Source organism: Streptomyces sp. NPDC014656 (assembly GCF_043084305.1).
In the GTDB taxonomy this organism is placed as follows: Bacteria; Actinomycetota; Actinomycetes; order Streptomycetales; family Streptomycetaceae; genus Streptomyces.
In genome coordinates this window covers 119,020-137,046 of sequence record NZ_JBIBZN010000006.1, presented here as the reverse complement: position 1 = coordinate 137,046, position 18,027 = coordinate 119,020, and the positions used below count along the sequence as shown (strand labels likewise).

The following is an 18,027-nucleotide window of genomic DNA, read 5'->3' as shown; positions in this document are numbered from 1 at the left end:
CGGGTGGTCCGGGGGCGGAGGGGCAGCGGGTTCAGGGGGTGGTGCCGGTGGCCGTCAGCTCCTCCCAGCGGGCGGGGACCTCCTCGGCGAAGCGCAGGACCGCGTCGAGGAGACCGGGCGCCCCGTACACGGCGCCGAGGGCCGCCGCCGCGAGGACCAGCCAGGTGGCGGTCGTCAGCAGGGCGCGTACGGCCTTCCGGGAGCGGGCGACCCGGGGGGTGACCACGGTCATCGGCCCCGCACCCCCGTCCCGCCGGTCCGCGCGTCGACGAGCGCGCCGACCCGCAGCCCGGACCGGGCGAGCAGCCACAGGACGGGCTCGGCGGCCCGGCGGCCCTCGGGGTCGAGGGCGCCGGTGCCGGTGGCGGTGAAGGCGCTGACCGACCAGTAGCGGGCGGTCGCGAACTGGTGGGTGAGGTTGCGGACGAGGCCGCCGAGGCCGAGGGTGGTCAGCCAGGTGTCGACCTGCGCCCCCGCGGGCGGCAGGGAGGCGATCCGGTCGAGCACGTCCCGCTTGGTGACGACGACGGCCACGGGCAGTTTTCCTCTCCGTCCGACGAGCGCGGTGAGCTCGCCGCTGAGCCCGTCGAAGGTCTCGGTGGGCCCCTGGGCGGCGGGCCTGGCGTCGGCGGCGACGGCGGCGTCGCCGTCGGCGATCCGCTGCCGCACGGCCCGGTCGGCGAGGACGTCGACGACGAAGAGCACCCCGTCGGCGTGGGCGAGGTACTGCTGTTCGCGCAGCCGGTCGGCGCCCTGGAGGGCCTCGCCCATCGGGTCGTACAGGTAGAGCAGCCGGCGGCGCGGGCCCTTGCCGACGAGGAGCATCCAGGCCCGCTGGTCGCCCTGGGTCTTCAGCGCCCAGTCGTCGTCCCGCAGCCGCTGGTCGAGGAGGGCGCTGTCGTGCCGGTCGGCGTCGGAGGCGTAGTCGAGGGTGAGCCGGCCGCCGACGGCCCAGGACCGCAGTCCGGTCACCACGGCGGCCATCAGCATCGTCTTGCCGGAGGAGGAGGCGCCGACCAGCGGGACGTGCACGACCCGGGTGGTGGCCAGCGACGGCGGCAGCGGCCGGTCGCAGGAGGGGCATTCGGCGGCGACCAGCGCCCGGCCGGTGAACAGCGAGCACGGCAGCCGGGCGCCGCACCGGCAGGCGTGCCGGAAGACGCCGTACCGTCCGGGCCGCAGCTCCCGGTGGGTCTCGGTGGTGCACTGCGGGCAGCGGTGGACGGCCAGCGGCACCGGGCGGTGGCAGCCGGGGTGCGGGCAGACCGGCCGGACCCGGCGGAGTGACAGCCAGGCCCGCTCCGTCCCGCGCAGCAGCCCGACGGCGAGCAGCCAGCCGGTCCACACGAGGGTGACGAGCACGCCGAAGACGAGCAGCGCCGCCCCGTGCAGCACGGCGACGAGCAGCACGGCGACGGTGGCGCCGAGCGCGGTGCCGGGGGCCGTCAGCCACAGCCACAGCCGGGTCAGGGGGTTGGCGCCGCGCCGCCCGGTGGAGGGCCGGCGCCGCTGGAGGAGCCGCAGGACGACCTTCCTCATCCAGTGGTCCCGCCAGGTCCGCCAGGGGGTCCGCAGTCCGGCGCCGAGGACGGCCGCCGTGTCGGTCCACAGCTGGCGCGCCCAGTACGAGGGGAGCGCGGGCTCGGCGTCGACGGGGATCACCCGCTGGTCCGAGCGGCCCGCGTCGAAGGGGCCGAGCGCGGTCACGGCCGCCCGGGCGGTGGTGCGCAGCAGGGTCCAGAAGGCGCGTCCGGCGCAGACCGCGAGGGCCGTGACGGCCCACAGCGCGAGGAGCACGGTGAGGATCAGCCGGGTCAGTTCTCCGCCGTCCATGGAGCCGGTCACCTCTTCTCGTCGCGGGGCGGCCGGACGTCGCCCCAGCGGGGCTCCGGCGCCCTGTCCGGCTTGCGGGCGGTGAGGCGGCGGAAGATCTGCTTGACCCCGCCGGGCGGGCGGCACCACTCCTCGAAGGAGGCGCGGCGCGCCGGTGCCGTGCGGGCGAGGGCGTCCGCCGCCGCCCGCAGCCGCTCCTCGGGCAGCCGGCGGACGACGGGCCGCAGCACCTCGTCGAGGAGGGCCAGGCGGGTCAGTTCCCAGACGGGGCCGACGCCCTGGTGGGAGGTCCACTGGAGGTAGCAGTCGGCCAGCCGGTGCGGGGCGGTGAGGAAGTCGGTCAGGACGGGGGAGCGGGCGGCCTTGTCGTAGGCGTCGATCAGGCCGGGGTCGTTGCTCTCGGCGAGTGCCCGGACCTCTCCGGCCGGCCGGGTCGGCCGCAGCAGCAGCAGTGCCAGGGCGTGCTCGGCGCGTTTGCGGACGGCGGGCCGGGCGTCGTGGGAGAGGGCCTGCACGCGGTGGACCAGGTTCCCGTGGGGGACGGTGGGGTCGCCGTCGGGGTGCTGGAGGGCCTGGACGAGGGAGAGGAGCTTGAGGTCGCCGAGGGCGGCCCGGCCGAGGGCCTCGGGGCCCTCGGCGAGCAGCTGCCGGGCGAGGAGCGGGGCGTCGGTGTCGTCCGCGGGCGCGTCGACGGCCGCGCTCACCAGGCGGTCCCAGGTGCCGGCCGCCTGGTGGACGGCGGCCCCCCGGCGGAGGAGGGCGGAGGCCTCCGCCGCCGTCGGGGGGCGGTCCGGCCAGACGAGGTCCATCGCGGTGCCCAGCGTCAGCGGGGTGACGGGGCCGCCGTCCAGGCCGGCCCGCCGGAGCAGCTCGTGCAGGACGGGGGTCCGGTTCGCGGGGCCGGCCGGCGGGGGCGCGGCGGCCGCGCACAGGCGCAGGTGGGGCCGGTCCCCGGGGGCGTCGAGCGGCGGCCGGACGGTGCGCAGCGCGCCGGCCACGGCCGTCGGGTGGCCGGCGGCCCGGGTCTCCAGGAGGTCGAGGAAGCGCAGCCGCAGTGGTTCGGAGCCGGCCAGCACCTCGCGCACGGCGTCGGGGTCCGTCCCGGCCGGGTCCAGGACCTGCCGGCAGAGCCGTTCGGCGAGTCCGGGCAGCAGGTCGTCGTGTTCGACGCGCAGGGCCCGCGCGGTGCGCAGCAGTCCGGCGGTGCGCCGGTGCGGGGTGGCGGGGGTGGCGAGGCCGGCCCGGACGGGTTCGCCGAGGCCGGAGGCGAGCCGGTCGCGGTACGGCTCCGGGAGCGCGCCCGGGGGCAGGGCCGGCGGGACGGCGGCGGGGTCGCGGACGGCCGCGGCGAGGAGCCGGGCGGTGACGGGGGCGGTGACGGCGAGCGGGACGGTGTCGCGGAAGGCGGTGAGCAGGGCGGCGAGGGCGTCGGGGGCGAGGGCGCCGGGGCGGTCCTCGTCGCAGACGGCCCGCAGGAAGGTCTCCAGTTCGGCCTCGTCCAGGGCGCGGGGGTGGGCGGCGGCCCAGTCGGCGGCCGGGGCGACCGCGCCGGCCGGGACGGGGACGCCCCTGGTGAGCGCGAGCGCGGCGAGCGGTCCGGTGCCGAAGGGCTCGGCGCCCGGCAGCCCCCGCGCCCGCTCGAAGAGCCCTTCGGCGCCGGCCGCCCAGACGGCGGCGGCGGTCAGCGCCCACGGGTCGCCGGTGGCGGGCGGTGCGGCGCGGGTGTCGGCGCGGTCGTGGACGGCGTAGCGGTGCGGCTGTCCGGTCACCGACCGGGCGTCCTCGGGGCGGACGCCGACGACCTGCTGGCGGGCGTGCTGGGGCCGCCGGGTGTAGGTGGTGAAGGTGAGGCTCCGGGCGGCGTCCCGGGGCAGGGCGGCGCAGGCGAGGAGCAGCCAGTGGGCGACGTCCCGGGTGTCCTCCTCGGCGAGCACGACCTGCGGGGCCTGCGGGTCCTCGGTGAGGCGCCGCAGGTCGGCGAGGACGGCGGCGAGCCGGGGGCCCGCCTCGGCGGCGAAGGCGGCGAGGGCGGGTCCGAGGCCGCGCGGGAGCCGGGGGGTGAGCCGGGGCAGGGGCGGCGGGGGGCCGCCCTGGGGGGTGCGGTCCGTCCATTCGGCGGCTCCCCACAGCGCGATCGGGGGCCGGTCGCCGGGGAGCGTCTCGCCGGCGGGGACGAGGACGGCGTGGGCGTGGAAGTTGCCCCAGCGGCCGCTGTAGTCGGCGCCGGTGTAGACGGTGCGGCTGAGCAGTCCGCTGCCGTCCGACAGCCGGGTGAAGCCGAACATCTCGGGGAAGAGGCCGAGTTCGGCCTCGGTGGGACGGGCCGGGGCGTCGCGGGGCGGTTCGTAGCCGACGAGCTGTTCGGCCTCGCGGAGCACCGCGTGGGGCACGCCGGGGCTGACGGCGGTGAAGCGGAAGCCGGAGCCGTCGGGTCCCGGCGGTGCCGAGGTGTAGTGCATCTGGAGGAGGCTCACGCGACCGGCACCCCCTTGCCGTTCTCGCGCGGCGGTTTGGCGACCGGCACGAGGCCGCGCCGGGCGAGCAGCCACAGCAGCGGGTCCTCGACGCGTATCGGCTGGGGTCCGGCGGCGGGCGCGTCGGCGGGGGCCTCGTCGGGCGGCGGGGCGCCGAGCGCGGAGACGCCGAAGAGGGACACGTCGGAGAAGTCCCGTTCCAGCTGCCGCCAGAGCGATCCGGAGCCCCAGCCCTCCAGGAGCGAGCGGGTCTCCTCGTGGACGGCGAGCCGGTCGGCGGCGTCGAACCTGCCGCCGGAGTGGGGGGCGTTGCCGTGCAGCGGCGAGTGCGGGTCGAGCAGTCCGCGCACGGTGTCCGTCTTGGTGACGGCGACGGCGAGCGGGGTGTCGACCCGGCCCCGGGAGCCGCCGCGGCCGTGCGAGCGGAGCTGGGTGGCGAGTTCGGCGGCGATCTGGAGGGCGGGGGTGTCCCGGGCGGGCATCGGGCCGCCCCGGTCGCCGACGGTGTCGCGGACGGCGCCCAGCTGGAGCGGGTCGACGAGCAGCACGATCCCGTCGGCGGCGCCCAGGTAGCGGGTGTAGCGGGTCATGGACTCGGCGGACTTGAGGTCCTCGCCGGCCGCGTCGAAGAAGACCAGCGCGGTGTGCCGGCTGCCGTCCCGGCCGAAGCCCCTGCGGGGCAGGCTGAGCCGGTAGAGCAGCGGGTCGTTGAAGCCGGCCGCCGAGGGGACGGTGGCGTCGGGCAGCCGCATGCGGTCGTACAGGTCCTCGGCCATCTCGCGGTCGCGCCGCTGGCTCTCGTCGCCCATGGCGGCGAGCGCCGCGCCGTAGGCCTGTCCGACCCGGTGGCGCAGCTCGTTGACGAGGACGGAGACGTAGGTGCTCTTGCCGGACGCCTTGGCGCCGACCAGGGCGATGATCCGGCTGTCCTGCTCGCAGTAGTCGCTGGGCAGGTCGCTGTGGCAGTTGGCGCAGACCCGGACGGGGGTGGGCACCCCGCAGTGCGGGCATTCGGCGCGCGGTCCCGGGCCGCGCAGTCCGGCGAGGGTGCGGGGCACGGTGAAGACGGGCCCCCGCATGTACGCGGCGGGGGCGCGGGTCGACCCGGTGAAGCCGGCCCACCGGTCGTCCCGTTCGGGGTCGCAGGGGGTGCCGCCGCGCAGCCCGGTCCGCGCCATCAGGCAGCGGTAGGGCAGCCGGGCGGCCTGCGTGCGGTGAAAGCAGTAGGGGCAGATCACCGTCGTCATGTCAGCGCACCACCAGGGTCGTGAGGGCGGGTTCTTCGAGGCGTACGGCTCCGGCCGCGTCGCCCAGCAGGAACGCGCGGAGCGCGTACGGCGGGCGGGACAGGTCGGGGGCCGGGGGGAGTTCGCGGGTCTGGAGCGGGGCGGCGGCGAGCGCCGCGCCGTCGATCCTGAGCAGGACGGTGCCGTCCTCGGGGTGCCGGGGCCGCACGGAGTCCCGGTGGACGAGGACGAGGTCGGGCAGCGGTACGGCCGGGTCGTGTCCGTGCGCGCCGACCTCCACGGCGTACGGCGCCCGCCGGCCGAGTCCGCGCCGCCGGGTGAGCAGCCGGTAGCGCACGACGGCCTCCGGGGGCACGTCCACGCCGACGGGGGCGCGGGGGACGCCGACGACGGTCGCGGCCGTGCCGTCGGCGGGCCGCGACCCGGGGGCGAGGGGCCGGAGCGTGACGTGCCGGGGGCCGGGGCCGAGGGGGAGCCTCAGGCCCTCGCGGACGTAGCGGCTGCGGCTGGTCCGCAGCTCGCCGCCGTCCCAGGCGGCGTGCACGGCGCCCGCGCCGGCCGGCCAGTCGAAGAGCAGCCGCACCTGTCCGCCGGCCTCGCGCACGGCCCGGGGCGCGCCGACCGGGCCCGGCACGTCGAGGCGGACGCCGGGACCGGCGAGGGCCCGCTCGCCGAGCACGGTGACGGCGCTGACGAGGCCGGCGAAGGCCTCGTGGGGCGTGGTGCGGCCGGGGTCGCCGTAGCGGGCCCAGGGCAGCGGGGCGGGCAGTTCGGCGGTGCGCAGTTCGGTGCCGGGGGCGGGGGCCGTCCCCTCGGGCCAGGTCACGAGCCGCACTTCGGAGCCCTCGCCGCCGCGTCCGGTGAACCGCACGCCGTCCTCGGGGCCGGGTTCGGCGGTGAGCGCGGTGAGCGGGCGGGGCCAGGCGTGGACGGTGCCGGTGAGCCGGACGCCCGGCGAGTCCACCGTCCCGCCGTCGGGGGAGGGGTGACGTGCCGTCAGCAGGAGGGTGTAGGCGCCGGGTTCGAGGCCGGTGAAGACGTGCGTCCCGGCGTGGTCGGCGGTGTGGTGGAGCGACGCGGCGCCGGGCCCGGTGCCGGGGCCGGTCAGGGTGAGGACGGTGGCGGTGGCGGTACGGGGCCGCCGCCACCGGACGGCGATCCGGCCGGGCCCGTCGTCCAGGGCGGGTTCCTCGGCGTCGGGCGCCACCAGCAGCGGGTGCGACACGAGCGGGACGCCGGTCGGCCGCCCGTCCCGTACGGGGAAGGCGGCGTACCGCACCCGGAGCCCGACCGGCGGGTCGGTGTCGGTCGCGGTGGACGCGGTCCCGGTGGCGCCGGGCACCGGGCCGGGGCGGCCGGGGCCGTCGCGCAGGACGCGCCAGTGGACGCCGGTCCTGCCGGGCCAGGAGAGGGCCACCCGGCCGCCGTCGGCGGGCCGGGCGGCCAGCGGGGCGTCGGTGCCGGCGGGCGGGGTGCCGAGCCGGATCAGGCCCCGCACGGCCTCGTCGTCGTCGGAGGCGGCGGACAGGACCCGTAGGTAGCCGGCCTCGGCGCGGGCGGGGTCGGTGCCGGCCGCCGCCGCCGCCGAGGCGAGGGTCCGGTCGCAGTCGTCCAGGACGCGGCGCAGCCGGGCGTCGAGGTCGGCGAGCCGGGGGTCGGCGCGCAGGACGTCCGGCCCCAGGGCGGCGAGGGCGTGGGCGCAGGCCCGCAGCCGGCGCCGTGACCAGAGCGGGGCCAGTGCCTCGGCGGCGGTCCGCCGGTGGTCGTCGAGGACCGGGAGCGTCCGCGCGGCCTTGGCGAGGAGGCCGAGTTCGGCGGGGTCGAGTCCGAGGCCGGTGGCGCCCTGCCGGAGGAGGGGGAGGAGCTGGTAGAGGAGGACCCGGCGGAGCAGTGCCGGGTCGTGCCGCCGGATCCCGGCGAGGAGGCGCAGCACCGGTGCGTGCGCGGGCCGCGCGTCGGCGAGCGAGAGCAGGGCGGCCTCGTCGACGAGGCGCCGCCGGCGCGGGGTGCACAGGGTGACGCCGTCCAGGACGGAGACGAACGCGTCTCCGGAGGCGGCTTCCTGAGGATCCGTCAGAGCCTCGCCCGCGTAGCGTAACCCCGCAGTCAGCTGACTCTCCATCAGTTCCTTGTACTCGCGCGCGAGCGGGGCGAGGGGTAAGGGTCCGAGGGCGCCGGGCAGGCCGAGTCGTTCACCGAAGCCCCGTCGCATCCCCCGTCCTTCGTGCTCGTGGCGTCTCCAGCAGGGATACATCCCAGCAGAAGAAACCGCCGCGCGCAGGCCCTTTACGGAGATCACCCAGGGTGCCGGGGCGGGTGCGGAGGGTGGGCGAGGGGGAGGGGTGAGGGGGAGCGAGGGGGAGGGGACGCCGGAGAGGCGAGAGGGGAGGGGAGGCGAGAGGGGAGGGGACGCCGGGAAGGCGAGAAGGGAGGCGAGGGCCCGTCAGTCCGGGCTCGCGTAGCAGTGGACGGGCACCCGGCCGTGCGGACCCCAGTCCTGTTCGACCGTGGCGAGCAGTTGCCAGCCGAGCCGCTCGTACAGCGCCGCCGCCGAGGTGTCGTGGGCGGCCACGTCCAGCACGGCGTGCAGATCCCGGTCCCGGGCCGCCGCGACGGCCTCCGCCAGCAGCAGCGCGCCGAGGCCGCGGCCGCGTGCCGACGGGGACACGTACAGCCGGTTGACCACGGCGGCCCCGGCGGCGTCCCGCCCCGTGCGGGCGCTCCACGCGCCGGGTGCGCCGTCGTCCGGGCGCGCCCCCGCCAGGCCCGCGTGTCCGACGATCCGCCCGTCCAGCTCCGCCACCCACGCGCCGAGGAAGGCCGGGGGCGTGAGCCAGGCGGCCGGCCGCTCGGGCCAGTTCGCCGGATAGCCGTCGTGCTCGTGGACCTCCCGCAGGAGCCGCACGCAGGCGTCCAGGTCGTCCCCGGCCCGCCGCCGGACGGCGGGGCGCGCGTTCTCGTTCGTCACCGGGGCATCGAAGCACACCGGATTGGCCCAGGAAGACGGACCCCGAGTTGCCCATGCCCCCGGGCCGCCCGCCCGGCAGGCTGGCGCCATGACGATCGACCACGCCCCGCGCCCCCGCGCCACCGGCCCCGCCGCCGAACCCACCCGCACCCGGGTCGACTTCTGGTTCGACCCCGCCTGCCCCTTCGCCTGGATCACCTCCCGCTGGATCCTGGAGGCGGAACGGCTCCGCGACCTCGACCTCCGGTTCCACGTGATGAGCCTGTACCTGCACAACGAGGGCAACGAACTGCCCGGCTGGTACCGGGAACTGGTGGACCGGTCGATCGGCCCCGTGCGGGTCGCCGTGGCCGCCGCCGAACGGCACGGCGACGAGGTCCTGCGCGAGCTCTACACCGCTTACGGCACCCGCATCCACCAGCGCGGGGACAAGGACTTCGACCGGGTGGTCGCCGAGGCGCTGGAGGAGCTGGGACTGCCCGCCGGGCTGGCCGGGGCCGCGCACGACGACGCGTACGACGAGGCCCTGCGGCGCCGGCACGACGCCGGTGCGGACCCCGCCTCGGGCCGCTACGTCGGCACGCCCACCCTCCACCTCGACGGCACCCCGTTCTTCGGCCCCGTCCTCGACGCGATCCCGCGCGGCGAGGAGGCCGCGGAGCTCTTCGACGCGGTCCGGGTCCTGGCCCGCCAGCCCCGCTTCTTCGAGCTGAAGCGCGAGCGGACCGGAAGCCTCTCCTTCGCTTGACGCGGCCGTGTCCGGGCCGCAACCGCCCGTCCCGCCCGCCCGTCCTGTCCACGGGGCGCCGGAGTCCCGGCGTCCCGCCGCTCTTCACCGCCGAGGTCCGAGGAGATCCATGGCCGACACCGTCCGCTCGCTGGCCGCCCGCGCGCACGACCTGCTGGTGGCGATGCTCACCGAAGGCCCGTCCCCGGCGGGGGCCGCGGGCCTCCAGGACGTCGTCGCGCGCGGCACGGCGCTGGGGCCCGACGGGGCGTGGCTCGTCGCCGCGGGCCACACGTGCCTCGGCGTCCTGGACCTCGCGCACGGGCGGGCGGACCAGGCGGTCCTCCGGCTCGACGCCGCGGTGGCGTACGGCTTCAACGACTGCGTGATGCTCCACTCCGCCCCGCTGCGCCCGCTGCACCCCGATCCCCGCTTCCAGGCCCTCTACCAGCGCATGCGGATCACGGAGGGAGACCTCGACGAAGTCTTCTGGCTGCACCGGGAGATGGAGACCATGACGCGGGAGGCGCAGGACGCGGGCGTCGACGACATCGGCCGCCTCGACACCGGGGTGTCGCCCCTCCCGCAGGCCCCCATGCCGACCCGCGCGCCGCACGCCCCCGGTGTCCTGGTCACCCGCCTCGACCTGTCCGTCACCCGGACCGCGCTCCAACAGGCCGCCCTCAGGGCCCAGTTCCAGCGCAGCGCCGGCAACACCGCCCTCGATCTCATCGACGGCCCCCGGGACCCCGCGCGCGCCCGGCGCGACGCCTGGGACGCCGACGCGCTGGACTCCCGGCGGCAGCGGGCCGCCGAGGCCCGGGCCTTCGTCGAACGCCCGGGCGCCGGCGCCGTGCCGCTGCCCTGCCCGCCGCTGGGCTCGATCGCCTACCCGGCCTGAGGAGGCCGGGCCGGGGCAGAGCGGCGGCGTTGACGGTGACGGGCGGTCAGGCCCGGGTCAGCACGTCCTCGTCGAGACCTTCGAGGACGAACCCGTTGACGAACCGCACCTTGTACCTGACCCGGCCCGCGGCCCCCGCCCCCGCCCCGGCGTCGTACGCCGCCGCGTGCCGGGTGACCTGCTGACGGACCTGATCCATCAGCGCGGCGGAGAACCCCGTCAGCTGACTGCCCCGGGCGAGCCGTTCGGCCTCCGCGATCGCGCTCTGGCCGAACCCGCCGGCCGGCGCGCCCTTCGCGGACCCCTCGACGAAACCCTCCAGGCCCTCGGCCGGCGACAGCGAACCGGGAGAGCCTTCCCCCGTGACCCGCACGTCCCTGGTCAGTCGCACCTTCGCACCGGTCTCGTACGGCATGGCGTGCCCCCTCGTCCGGCCTCGCTCGTGGCCCCGGTCAGCGTATGCCGCGCACGGTCCCGGCGGACTAGTGGACGGAGAATCCGCCGTCCACGAAGAGGGAGTGGCCCGTCACATAGGCGGAGGCGGGACTCGCCAGGAAGACGGCCGCGCCGGCGAAGTCGCCGGGGAGGCCGTTGCGGCCCGTCATCGTCCGGGCCGCCAGCGCGGCGACCTTCTCCGGGTCGGAGGAGAGCCGCCGGTTCAGCGGGGTCATCACGAAGCCGGGCACCAGGGTGTTGGCGGTGACGCCGTACGCGGACCACGCCTCGGCCTGCGAGCGGGCCAGCGACTCCAGCGCGCCCTTGGACACGCCGTACGCCCCGCTCTGCACGAACGCGCGGTGCGCCTGCTGGGAGGTGACGTGGATGATCCGCCCGTAGCCCCGCTCGGCCATCCCCGGCCCGAACCGCTGCCCGAGGAGGAACGGCGCCTCCAGGTTCACGGTCATCGTCGTGTCCCACACGTCCTCGCCCAGCTCGCCGAAGGGCGGGCGGAGGTTGATCCCGGCGCAGTTGACCAGGACGTCCGGCTCGCCGAAGATCCCGGCCGCCTCCTCCGCGCCCGCCCGGATCCCCACCCGGGTGCTCAGGTCCGCGCTCACCCAGGCCGCCCGGCACCCGTCGGCCGTCAGCTCCTCGACGGTCGCGACCAGCTCCGCCTCCCCGCGCGCCAGCACCACCACGCTCGCCCCCGCCCGGGCCAGCGCCCCGGCGATCGCCCGCCCGATTCCGGAGCTGCCCCCGGTGACGAGCGCGGTGCGGCCTTCGAGGGAGAAGAGGCCGGAGAGGTACGTGGCGGCGGGATCGGTGTGCATGCCATGCATCCTGGCACACGGCGGAACCCGGCGCCGGGGCACCGGGTTCCGTGAGGGGCGCGGCGGTCAGACGAGCCGGGCGACGAACTCCGTCCAGGCGGCGGACGCCACGGCGAACTGCGGCCCGTCCGGAACCTTGGAGTCACGGACGTGGACGGTGGAGGGGCAGGCGGCGACCTCGACACAGTTGTCGCCGTCGCCACTGCTGTAGCTGGACTTGTGCCAGGAGAGGGCGACCTCGACGCAGTCGTCGCCGCTGCCGCTGCTGTAGCTGCTCTTGAACCAGGCCAGTTCAGTCGTGCTCATAGTGCTCCTCGGATCTCCCGCAACAGGCCCACGGATGCCTCGACAGACAGAGCCTGTGTCCGCATCCTGGCATACCGCTGCTGGAGCATGCTGACCTCTTTGGCGTCGGAGCTGAGCTGGCCAGTTCCTTGGCCTTCGCAGTACGCGTACCAGACGTTCTCCTCGGTCTCCAGGAGACACAAGGGGCCTCCGAGGCCAGCGTGATAACCGCGTGCCTGCGGCATGATCTGAATGTCGATGTTGCGGCGTTCGCCAAGGTCGAGGATATGGTCGATCTGCCCACGCATGACCTCCGCGTCGGCCACTTGGCGGCGCAGGGCGTGTTCCTCGATGATGAAGCTGTAGATCGTTTCCGGGCGGTCCGTGAGGATGCTCGCCCGTTCCATGCGGGTGACCAGGTTCGACTCGATCTTGTCGTCACTCATCGCCGGGATCTGCTTCTCGAAGAGCGTCCGGGCGTACGCGGGTGTCTGGAGCAGACCCGGCACCATTCGGGTCTCGAACGTGTACAGCGTCACCGCCAGCGGCTCCAGGTCCGCCCACTCCTCGAGCCACTTCGCGAGCCCCGCCTTCCGCGTCAGGTGCTTCGCCGCCGCCCGGATCACCCCGAACGCGTCCAGCTTCTCCTCCGCGCGGTCCACGAACTCCTTCGACGGCAGGCGGCGCCCCTGTTCGATCGAGGCGATCATCGGGACCGAGTAGCCCACCAGTGGCGCGAACTGTTCCTGCGTCAGGCCGGCCCGTCTGCGAAAGGCCTTGACCACCTCACCGAAAGTCTTCAAACTTTCCGACGCTTCGGGCTCGCTTCCCTTGGGGATCTCGTCGGCCACCACGCCACCTCCCACACCCGTGTGCTCGCACTGAACGGGATCAGCGTCACTGATAGTGACCGGTACAGTCCAGCGAGTGGACTGGTACAAGCGCAGCGTACGAGTCGGGTAGCTGGTAACTCGCCATGAGCCAGGCGAAATTGGCCACATGACGACCCCGCTGACGCGCAAACGACCCGTGACCGTGCATCTGTTCGCACAGCGTTTCAGTTCCACGCCGCGCGGTGCCCGCCTCGCCCGCAGACTGGCGCTCCACCAACTGCACCAGTGGGGCGTCCCGTACGACTCCCCGCTGGCCGACACCGCCGCGCTGATCGCCGCCGAGCTCGCCGCCAACGCCGTGACGCACGGGCGGGTGCCCGGGCGCGACTGCGAGCTGGGGCTCCTGTACGCGCCCGGGCTGCACCTGCGGATCGACGTCACCGACACCCGGGGCGAGTGCCGGCCCGTGCCCGCCGCGTCGCCGGGGCCGCTGGACGAGGGCGGGCGGGGCCTGCTGGTCGTCGGGGCGCTGGCGACGCGGTGGGAGGTGCTCGACCGCGTACCGGTCGGGAAGACGGTACGGGCCGAGCTGGACCTCAGGCCGTGAGGGCCTCGTAGCCGGCCGGACGGGTGGTGAAGGTGCCCCGGCCCTGGGTGCGGCTGCGGAGGCGGGTCGCGTAGCCGAAGAGCTCGGCCAGCGGGACCGTCGCCGTCACCACCGACGTGCCGCCCCTGACCTGCGAGTCCGTGACCCGGCCCCGGCGGGCCGCGAGGTCGCCGAGGACCGTGCCGACGGACTCCGCCGGGACGGTGACCGTCACCTCGGCCACCGGCTCCAGGAGCGTCAGCACGCTCGCGCGCAGCGCCTCGCGCAGGGCGTTGCGGCCCGCCGTGCGGAAGGCGAGCTCCGAGGAGTCCTTCGGATGCGTGGCGCCGTCCGTGAGCGTGACCCGGACGCCCGTCACCGGGTGCCCGCCCAGCGGGCCGTCGGCGAGCGCGTCCCGGCAGCCGGCCTCGACCGCCCGGACGTACTCCTGCGGCACCCGCCCGCCCGTCACCGCCGAGGCGAACGCGAACTCCTCCTCTGCTCCGAGCCCATCGATCCCTTCGAGCCCTCCGAGCGGTTCGACGTCGAGGACGACATGGGCGAACTGGCCCGCGCCGCCGTCCTGTTTGACGTGCCGGTGGAGCAGTCCGGTGACGCCCTTCACCACCGTCTCGCGGTACGCGACCTGCGGGCGCCCCACCGTGACCTCAAGGTCCCGGTCGCGCCGCAGCCGCTCCACGGCGACCTCCAGGTGCAGCTCGCCGAGGCCCGACAGCACGGTCTGGCCCGTCTCCGGGTCGGTCCGCACCACCAGCGACGGGTCCTCCTCGGCGAGCCGGGCGAGCCCGGCCGCCAGCCGGCCGGTGTCGGTGCTCCGGCGCGCCTCGACCGCCACCGAGACCACCGGGGCGGCGGTCACGGACGGTTCGAGGACGACCGGCGCGCCCGGGACGCACAGGGTGGCTCCGGCGCGGACGGTCTTCGGCCCGACGACGGCGACGATGTCACCGGCGACGGCGGCGGGCACCTCGGCCGTGCGGTCGGCCTGCACGCGCAGCACACGTGAGATCCGCTCCGTGCGTCCGGTCGCGGTGTCGAGCACGGTGTCCCCCTTCCCGAGCGTGCCCGCGTAGACGCGGACGTACGTCATGCGGCCGGTCGGCGTCGCGTTCACCTTGAAGGCGAGCGCGACGAGCGGCGCCCGCGGGTCGGCCGCCCGCTCCCCGCCGCCGACCGGGGGCCGGTCGGCGGGGGCGGGCAGATAGGCGACGATCGCGTCCAGGAGCGGTTCCACCCCCCGGTCGCGGTACGCCGAGCCGCACAGCACCACGACGGCCGCACCGGCCAGCGTGAGGGCCCGCAGGGCCCGTTCGAGCGTTCCGTCGGACAGCTTCCCGTCCGCGCAGAACTCCTCCAGGGCCTCCGGGTGCAGCTCCGCCACGGCCTCCTCCAGGGCGCGCCGGCGGCGTACCGCCTCGTCCCCCAGCCCGGGCGGGACGCCGGTCTCCTCACGACCGCCGCCGTCGTCCCACACGTACGCCCGCATCCGGACCAGGTCCACCACGCCCCGGAAGCCGTCCTCGCGCCCGACGGGCAGCTGGACGGGGAGCGTGACGGCGCCGAGCCGGGAGCGGATCGACGCGACCGTGGCGTCGAGGTCGGCGCCCGCCCGGTCCATCTTGTTGACGAAGGCGATCCGGGGCACGCCGTGCCGGTCGGCCTGCCGCCACACGGTCTCGCTCTGCGGCTCGACGCCCGCGACCGCGTCGAAGACGGCCACGGCGCCGTCGAGGACGCGGAGCGCGCGCTCGACCTCGTCGGAGAAGTCGACGTGGCCGGGCGTGTCGATCAGGGCGATCCGGTGGTCCGCCCACGAGCAGCTGACGGCGGCGGCGGAGATGGTGATGCCCCGCTCCCGCTCCTGCGGGTCGAAGTCGGTGACGGTGGTGCCGTCGTGGACCTCGCCCCGCTTGTGGACGGCGCCGGTCAGGAACAGGATCCGCTCGGTGACGGTGGTCTTGCCCGCGTCGACGTGGGCGAGGATGCCGAGGTTGCGGACGCGGGGGTTCTGGGAGACGCGCACGGTGTCGTGCCTTTCGCTGCTGTACCGGAGGAACGGGGCAGCGCGATTCCCGGACGCGGACGTGCGTCAGCGGGCCTGCGGTGACGGGCGCGCAGCCGTCACCGGCAGGAGGGAGAGGCGAGGATCACGTCGTACCGGCGGCGGGCGCGGGGGGAGACGGCGACGGCGGCGTACGGATGACGCACGGTCGGCTCCCCTCGGTTCGGTCGGGCACGGAAACGGCACCGCACACCGGGTGGTGCGCGGTGCCGCGAGTCTAGGGAGCCGCCCCGTCCGGCCGACAGCGAATTTCAGGCGGCGTCCGCGGCGCCGTCCGCCGTGTCGTCCGCGGGGGTCCCCGCGATGGTCCCGGCCGGCTGGAGGAGGTCCCAGCGGTTGCCGTACAGGTCCTCGAAGACGGCGACGGAGCCGTACGGCTCGTGCCGCGGCTCCTCCAGGAACTTCACTCCGGCGGCCGTCATCCGCGCGTGGTCGCGGGCGAAGTCCTCGGTGTGGAGGAAGAAGCCGACCCGGCCGCCGGTCTGGTTGCCGACGGCTGCCGCCTCCTCCTCGTTCTTGGGGCGGGCGAGCAGCAGACCGGCGTTCCCGAGCCCGCCGACGCCGCCGGAGCCCCGCGGCCGGACGACGACCCAGCGGGTGCCGTTGCCCCGGTCGGTGTCCTCGACGAGGGCGAAGCCGAGGGCGTCGGTGTAGAAGGCGATGGCCTCGTCGTAGTCATGGACGACGAGCGTGACGAGTGCGATGGACGGCATAACCCCAACGTAATACGCGCAAAGGACGGGAACCCACCCGCGTGGACCCGCGTCGGCGGCGTACCGACCCTCGACACGGCGAGGGTCGGTACGAGGGTCGGGGGAGGGGTGGCGCGAGGGGCGAGGCCACCGGGCCGGCCGGCCCAGCTCGGCCCGGCCCTGCCCGGCCTGCTCGGTCCTGCCCCGCCCTGCTCGCCCCGGCCTGCCCGGCCCGGCCTGCCCGGCCCGGCCTGCCCGGCCCGGCCTGCCCGGCCCGGCCTGCCCGGCCCGGCCTGCCCTGTCCTGCCCGGCCTGTCCTGTCCTGCCCGGCCCAGTGGGACAATGCCCCGCATGGACGCACAGGGGTTCGAGGACCTGGCCGGCCGCGCGCGGGAGCTCGCCCTCTCCGGCCGGCGGCGGCTCCTGGGGCTCGCCGGGCCGCCCGGGGCCGGGAAGTCCACGCTCGCCGCGCGCCTCGTCGAGCGGCTCGACGGACTGGCCGTCCTGGTGCCGATGGACGGCTTCCACCTGGCCGGCGCCGAGCTGGACCGGCTCGGCCGGGCGGACCGCAAGGGCGCGCCCGACACCTTCGACGCCGCCGGATACGCGGCCCTCCTCGCCCGCCTCCGCGCCGCCGAACCCGGCACCGTCGTCTACGCCCCCGCCTTCGACCGCGCCCTGGAGGAGCCGGTCGCCGGCTCGGTCCCCGTCCCGCCCGGGACCCCGCTCGTCGTCACCGAGGGCAACTACCTCCTCCACGACTCCGGCGCCTGGGCGGCGGTCCGCCCGCTCCTCGACGAGGTCTGGTACCTCGACCTCCCCGACCGCCTCCGCGTCCCCCGCCTGGTCGCCCGGCACGTCGCCTTCGGCCGTGCCCGCCCCGACGCCGAGGCGTGGGTGTCCCGCTCCGACGAGGCCAACGCCCGGCTGATCGCCCGCAACCGCGACCGCGCCGACCGCGTGGTGAACATGGGCTGACCGGTCGGTCACCACGAGGCGCGGTCGTCATGGCCGCGAGGACGACAGGGGGAGACGTGAGCGAGGTCCTGTACGACGAACAGTCGTGGAACCCGCTGGCCCGGACGGTGCGGCTGACGGAGCGGGAGCTGCGGCGGGGCGGCCGGTCCACCCCGCTCGCCGAGCTGAACCTGGCCGCGACCGCGGAGGCGTACCTGCGCGGGCGGTGGCTCGGCGGCGGCGGGTCCGAGCGGCCGCTGGACCGGCTGGAGGAGGGGCCGGGCGTCGTCCCCGTCGTCCGCGCCTCCGGCACCAGCACCCCGGTCAAGGTCCGGCGCGCCGCCGACTTCGCCCGGCAGCTGGGCGAGCTGGCGGTACGGCTGAGCGGCGGCCCCGCGCGGGTCGAGGAGCTGCGGCGCCGGGCCGCTGCCGAGGACGTGCCGCTGTGGCTGGCCCGCCGCACCGCGCCCGGCCCCGCCGGGGACGTCGCCGTCGCCGTGGACCGGCGCCTGGTCCGGGTCGACGCCTGGGGCCCGGGCGCGCCCGCCGTCCGGATACGGGCGCCGTACGGCTTCCACCCCGACGAGCCCGACCCGTCCCGGGGGCTCACCCTCACCCTCGGCGGGGACGCGGCGGCCCTCCGGCTGACGCACCGGAAACTGCGCAGGTCCAAGAGCGCGGTCGAGGCGGAGCTCCCCGGCAGCCGGTGGGAGCTGCGCCGGCACGGCGCCACCAGTTCCTGGCTGCTCCGCGACGGCCGCAGGGTCGCCCTCCTGGCCCGCCCGCCGCGCCGCCGGGCGCCGGGCGCCGACGAGCTCCTGCTGCCGCTGGCCCCCGTCGCCCTGGAGACCGTCGACCCGCTCGACGCCGTCATGGCCCACGCCTTCGCCACCGCCTTCGGCCTCGGCGACACCACGGGCCTGGCCCGCTTCCCCGCCCAGTGGCGTCCCCGGGAGGGCTTCGAACCCGCCGCCCTGGACACCGACTGGGCCCGCCCCTGGTTCAGCAACCTCGGCTTCTCCGGCGCCGACAACGAGTCCGGCGGCGGCGACGGCTGGGGCTCCGACGGCGGCGCGGGCGGCGACTCCGGCGGCGACGGCGGCGGGGACGGCGGCGGAGGAGGCGACGGCGGCGGCGGGGGCGGCGGGGACTGACGGACGCCCGGTCTCC

The 18,027-nt window shown here is 76.5% G+C and carries 17 protein-coding genes; 5 read left to right on the top strand and 12 right to left on the bottom strand.

Annotated elements, in window-relative coordinates; all coding sequences use genetic code 11:
- Positions 1–31 precede the first annotated feature (31 nt).
- The 6 genes from ACF1ED_RS16490 to ACF1ED_RS16465 all read right to left on the bottom strand — a co-directional run bounded on the left by ACF1ED_RS16490 (position 32) and on the right by ACF1ED_RS16465 (position 8,522).
- Positions 32–232 (bottom strand): hypothetical protein, encoded by a 201-nt coding sequence (locus ACF1ED_RS16490; RefSeq protein ID WP_391760939.1) that lies wholly within the window; start codon positions 230–232, stop codon positions 32–34.
- Positions 229–1,833, bottom strand: coding sequence for a hypothetical protein (locus ACF1ED_RS16485; protein WP_391760937.1), 1,605 nt, complete (start codon positions 1,831–1,833; stop codon positions 229–231). The genes ACF1ED_RS16490 and ACF1ED_RS16485 overlap by 4 nt, the downstream gene beginning before the upstream one ends.
- Before the next feature lie 8 nt (positions 1,834–1,841).
- Positions 1,842–4,307: a GTPase-associated protein 1-related protein gene (locus ACF1ED_RS16480; RefSeq protein WP_391760935.1), complete on the bottom strand. Its 2,466-nt coding sequence runs from the start codon at positions 4,305–4,307 to the stop codon at positions 1,842–1,844.
- The gene (locus tag ACF1ED_RS16475) at positions 4,304–5,554 is read right to left on the bottom strand and encodes a hypothetical protein (RefSeq protein WP_391760933.1); all 1,251 of its coding nucleotides are present in this window, start codon (positions 5,552–5,554) and stop codon (positions 4,304–4,306) included. The genes ACF1ED_RS16480 and ACF1ED_RS16475 overlap by 4 nt, the downstream gene beginning before the upstream one ends.
- A 1-nt stretch (position 5,555) precedes the next feature.
- Positions 5,556–7,766: a hypothetical protein gene (locus tag ACF1ED_RS16470; RefSeq protein WP_391760931.1), complete on the bottom strand. Its 2,211-nt coding sequence runs from the start codon at positions 7,764–7,766 to the stop codon at positions 5,556–5,558.
- A gap of 231 nt (positions 7,767–7,997) precedes the next feature.
- Positions 7,998–8,522 (bottom strand): GNAT family N-acetyltransferase, encoded by a 525-nt coding sequence (locus tag ACF1ED_RS16465; protein WP_391760929.1) that lies wholly within the window; start codon positions 8,520–8,522, stop codon positions 7,998–8,000.
- A gap of 88 nt (positions 8,523–8,610) precedes the next feature.
- On the opposite strand from ACF1ED_RS16465, the gene ACF1ED_RS16460 reads away from it, so the two are divergent.
- Together ACF1ED_RS16460 and ACF1ED_RS16455 are read left to right on the top strand one after the other, a co-directional pair.
- On the top strand, positions 8,611–9,270 hold the full coding sequence (locus ACF1ED_RS16460) for a DsbA family protein (RefSeq protein ID WP_391760927.1): 660 nt from the start codon (positions 8,611–8,613) through the stop codon (positions 9,268–9,270).
- Between the two features lie 109 nt (positions 9,271–9,379).
- Entirely contained in the window at positions 9,380–10,150 is a 771-nt protein-coding gene (locus ACF1ED_RS16455) for a hypothetical protein (protein ID WP_391760925.1), read from the top strand.
- Positions 10,151–10,196: 46 nt separating this feature from the next.
- Here the strand turns inward: ACF1ED_RS16455 and ACF1ED_RS16450 are convergent, their stop codons facing one another.
- From ACF1ED_RS16450 to ACF1ED_RS16435, 4 genes are all read right to left on the bottom strand, one after another.
- Complete coding sequence (locus tag ACF1ED_RS16450) at positions 10,197–10,565, bottom strand: hypothetical protein (RefSeq protein ID WP_391760923.1); 369 nt, start codon at positions 10,563–10,565, stop codon at positions 10,197–10,199.
- 67 nt (positions 10,566–10,632) lie between these two features.
- Positions 10,633–11,421, bottom strand: coding sequence for an SDR family NAD(P)-dependent oxidoreductase (locus tag ACF1ED_RS16445; RefSeq protein WP_391760921.1), 789 nt, complete (start codon positions 11,419–11,421; stop codon positions 10,633–10,635).
- Between the two features lie 66 nt (positions 11,422–11,487).
- Positions 11,488–11,727 (bottom strand): DUF397 domain-containing protein, encoded by a 240-nt coding sequence (locus tag ACF1ED_RS16440; RefSeq protein ID WP_391760919.1) that lies wholly within the window; start codon positions 11,725–11,727, stop codon positions 11,488–11,490.
- Positions 11,724–12,557, bottom strand: a complete 834-nt coding sequence (locus tag ACF1ED_RS16435; RefSeq protein WP_391760917.1) for a Scr1 family TA system antitoxin-like transcriptional regulator — start codon at positions 12,555–12,557, stop codon at positions 11,724–11,726. Before ACF1ED_RS16435 ends, ACF1ED_RS16440 begins: the two co-directional genes overlap by 4 nt.
- 148 nt (positions 12,558–12,705) lie before the next feature.
- Here ACF1ED_RS16435 and ACF1ED_RS16430 point away from each other — a divergent pair, with 148 nt between their 5' ends.
- Complete coding sequence (locus ACF1ED_RS16430; protein WP_391760915.1) at positions 12,706–13,146, top strand: ATP-binding protein; 441 nt, start codon at positions 12,706–12,708, stop codon at positions 13,144–13,146.
- Here the strand turns inward: ACF1ED_RS16430 and fusA are convergent.
- Both fusA and ACF1ED_RS16420 read right to left on the bottom strand, forming a co-directional pair.
- Positions 13,136–15,169, bottom strand: a complete 2,034-nt coding sequence (gene fusA / locus ACF1ED_RS16425) for an elongation factor G (protein ID WP_391760913.1) — start codon at positions 15,167–15,169, stop codon at positions 13,136–13,138. The two genes, ACF1ED_RS16430 and fusA, sit on opposite strands and share 11 nt — an antisense overlap.
- Positions 15,170–15,459: 290 nt before the next feature.
- Positions 15,460–15,921: a VOC family protein gene (locus tag ACF1ED_RS16420; RefSeq protein WP_391760911.1), complete on the bottom strand. Its 462-nt coding sequence runs from the start codon at positions 15,919–15,921 to the stop codon at positions 15,460–15,462.
- A 321-nt stretch (positions 15,922–16,242) separates the two neighbouring features.
- On the opposite strand from ACF1ED_RS16420, the gene ACF1ED_RS16415 reads away from it, so the two are divergent.
- Positions 16,243–16,878, top strand: a complete 636-nt coding sequence (locus ACF1ED_RS16415; RefSeq protein ID WP_391760909.1) for a nucleoside/nucleotide kinase family protein — start codon at positions 16,243–16,245, stop codon at positions 16,876–16,878.
- Between the two features lie 56 nt (positions 16,879–16,934).
- A complete protein-coding gene (locus ACF1ED_RS16410) occupies positions 16,935–18,011 on the top strand; it encodes a hypothetical protein (RefSeq protein WP_391760907.1) in 1,077 nt (358 codons plus the stop codon).
- The last annotated feature ends 16 nt before the right edge of the window (positions 18,012–18,027 follow it).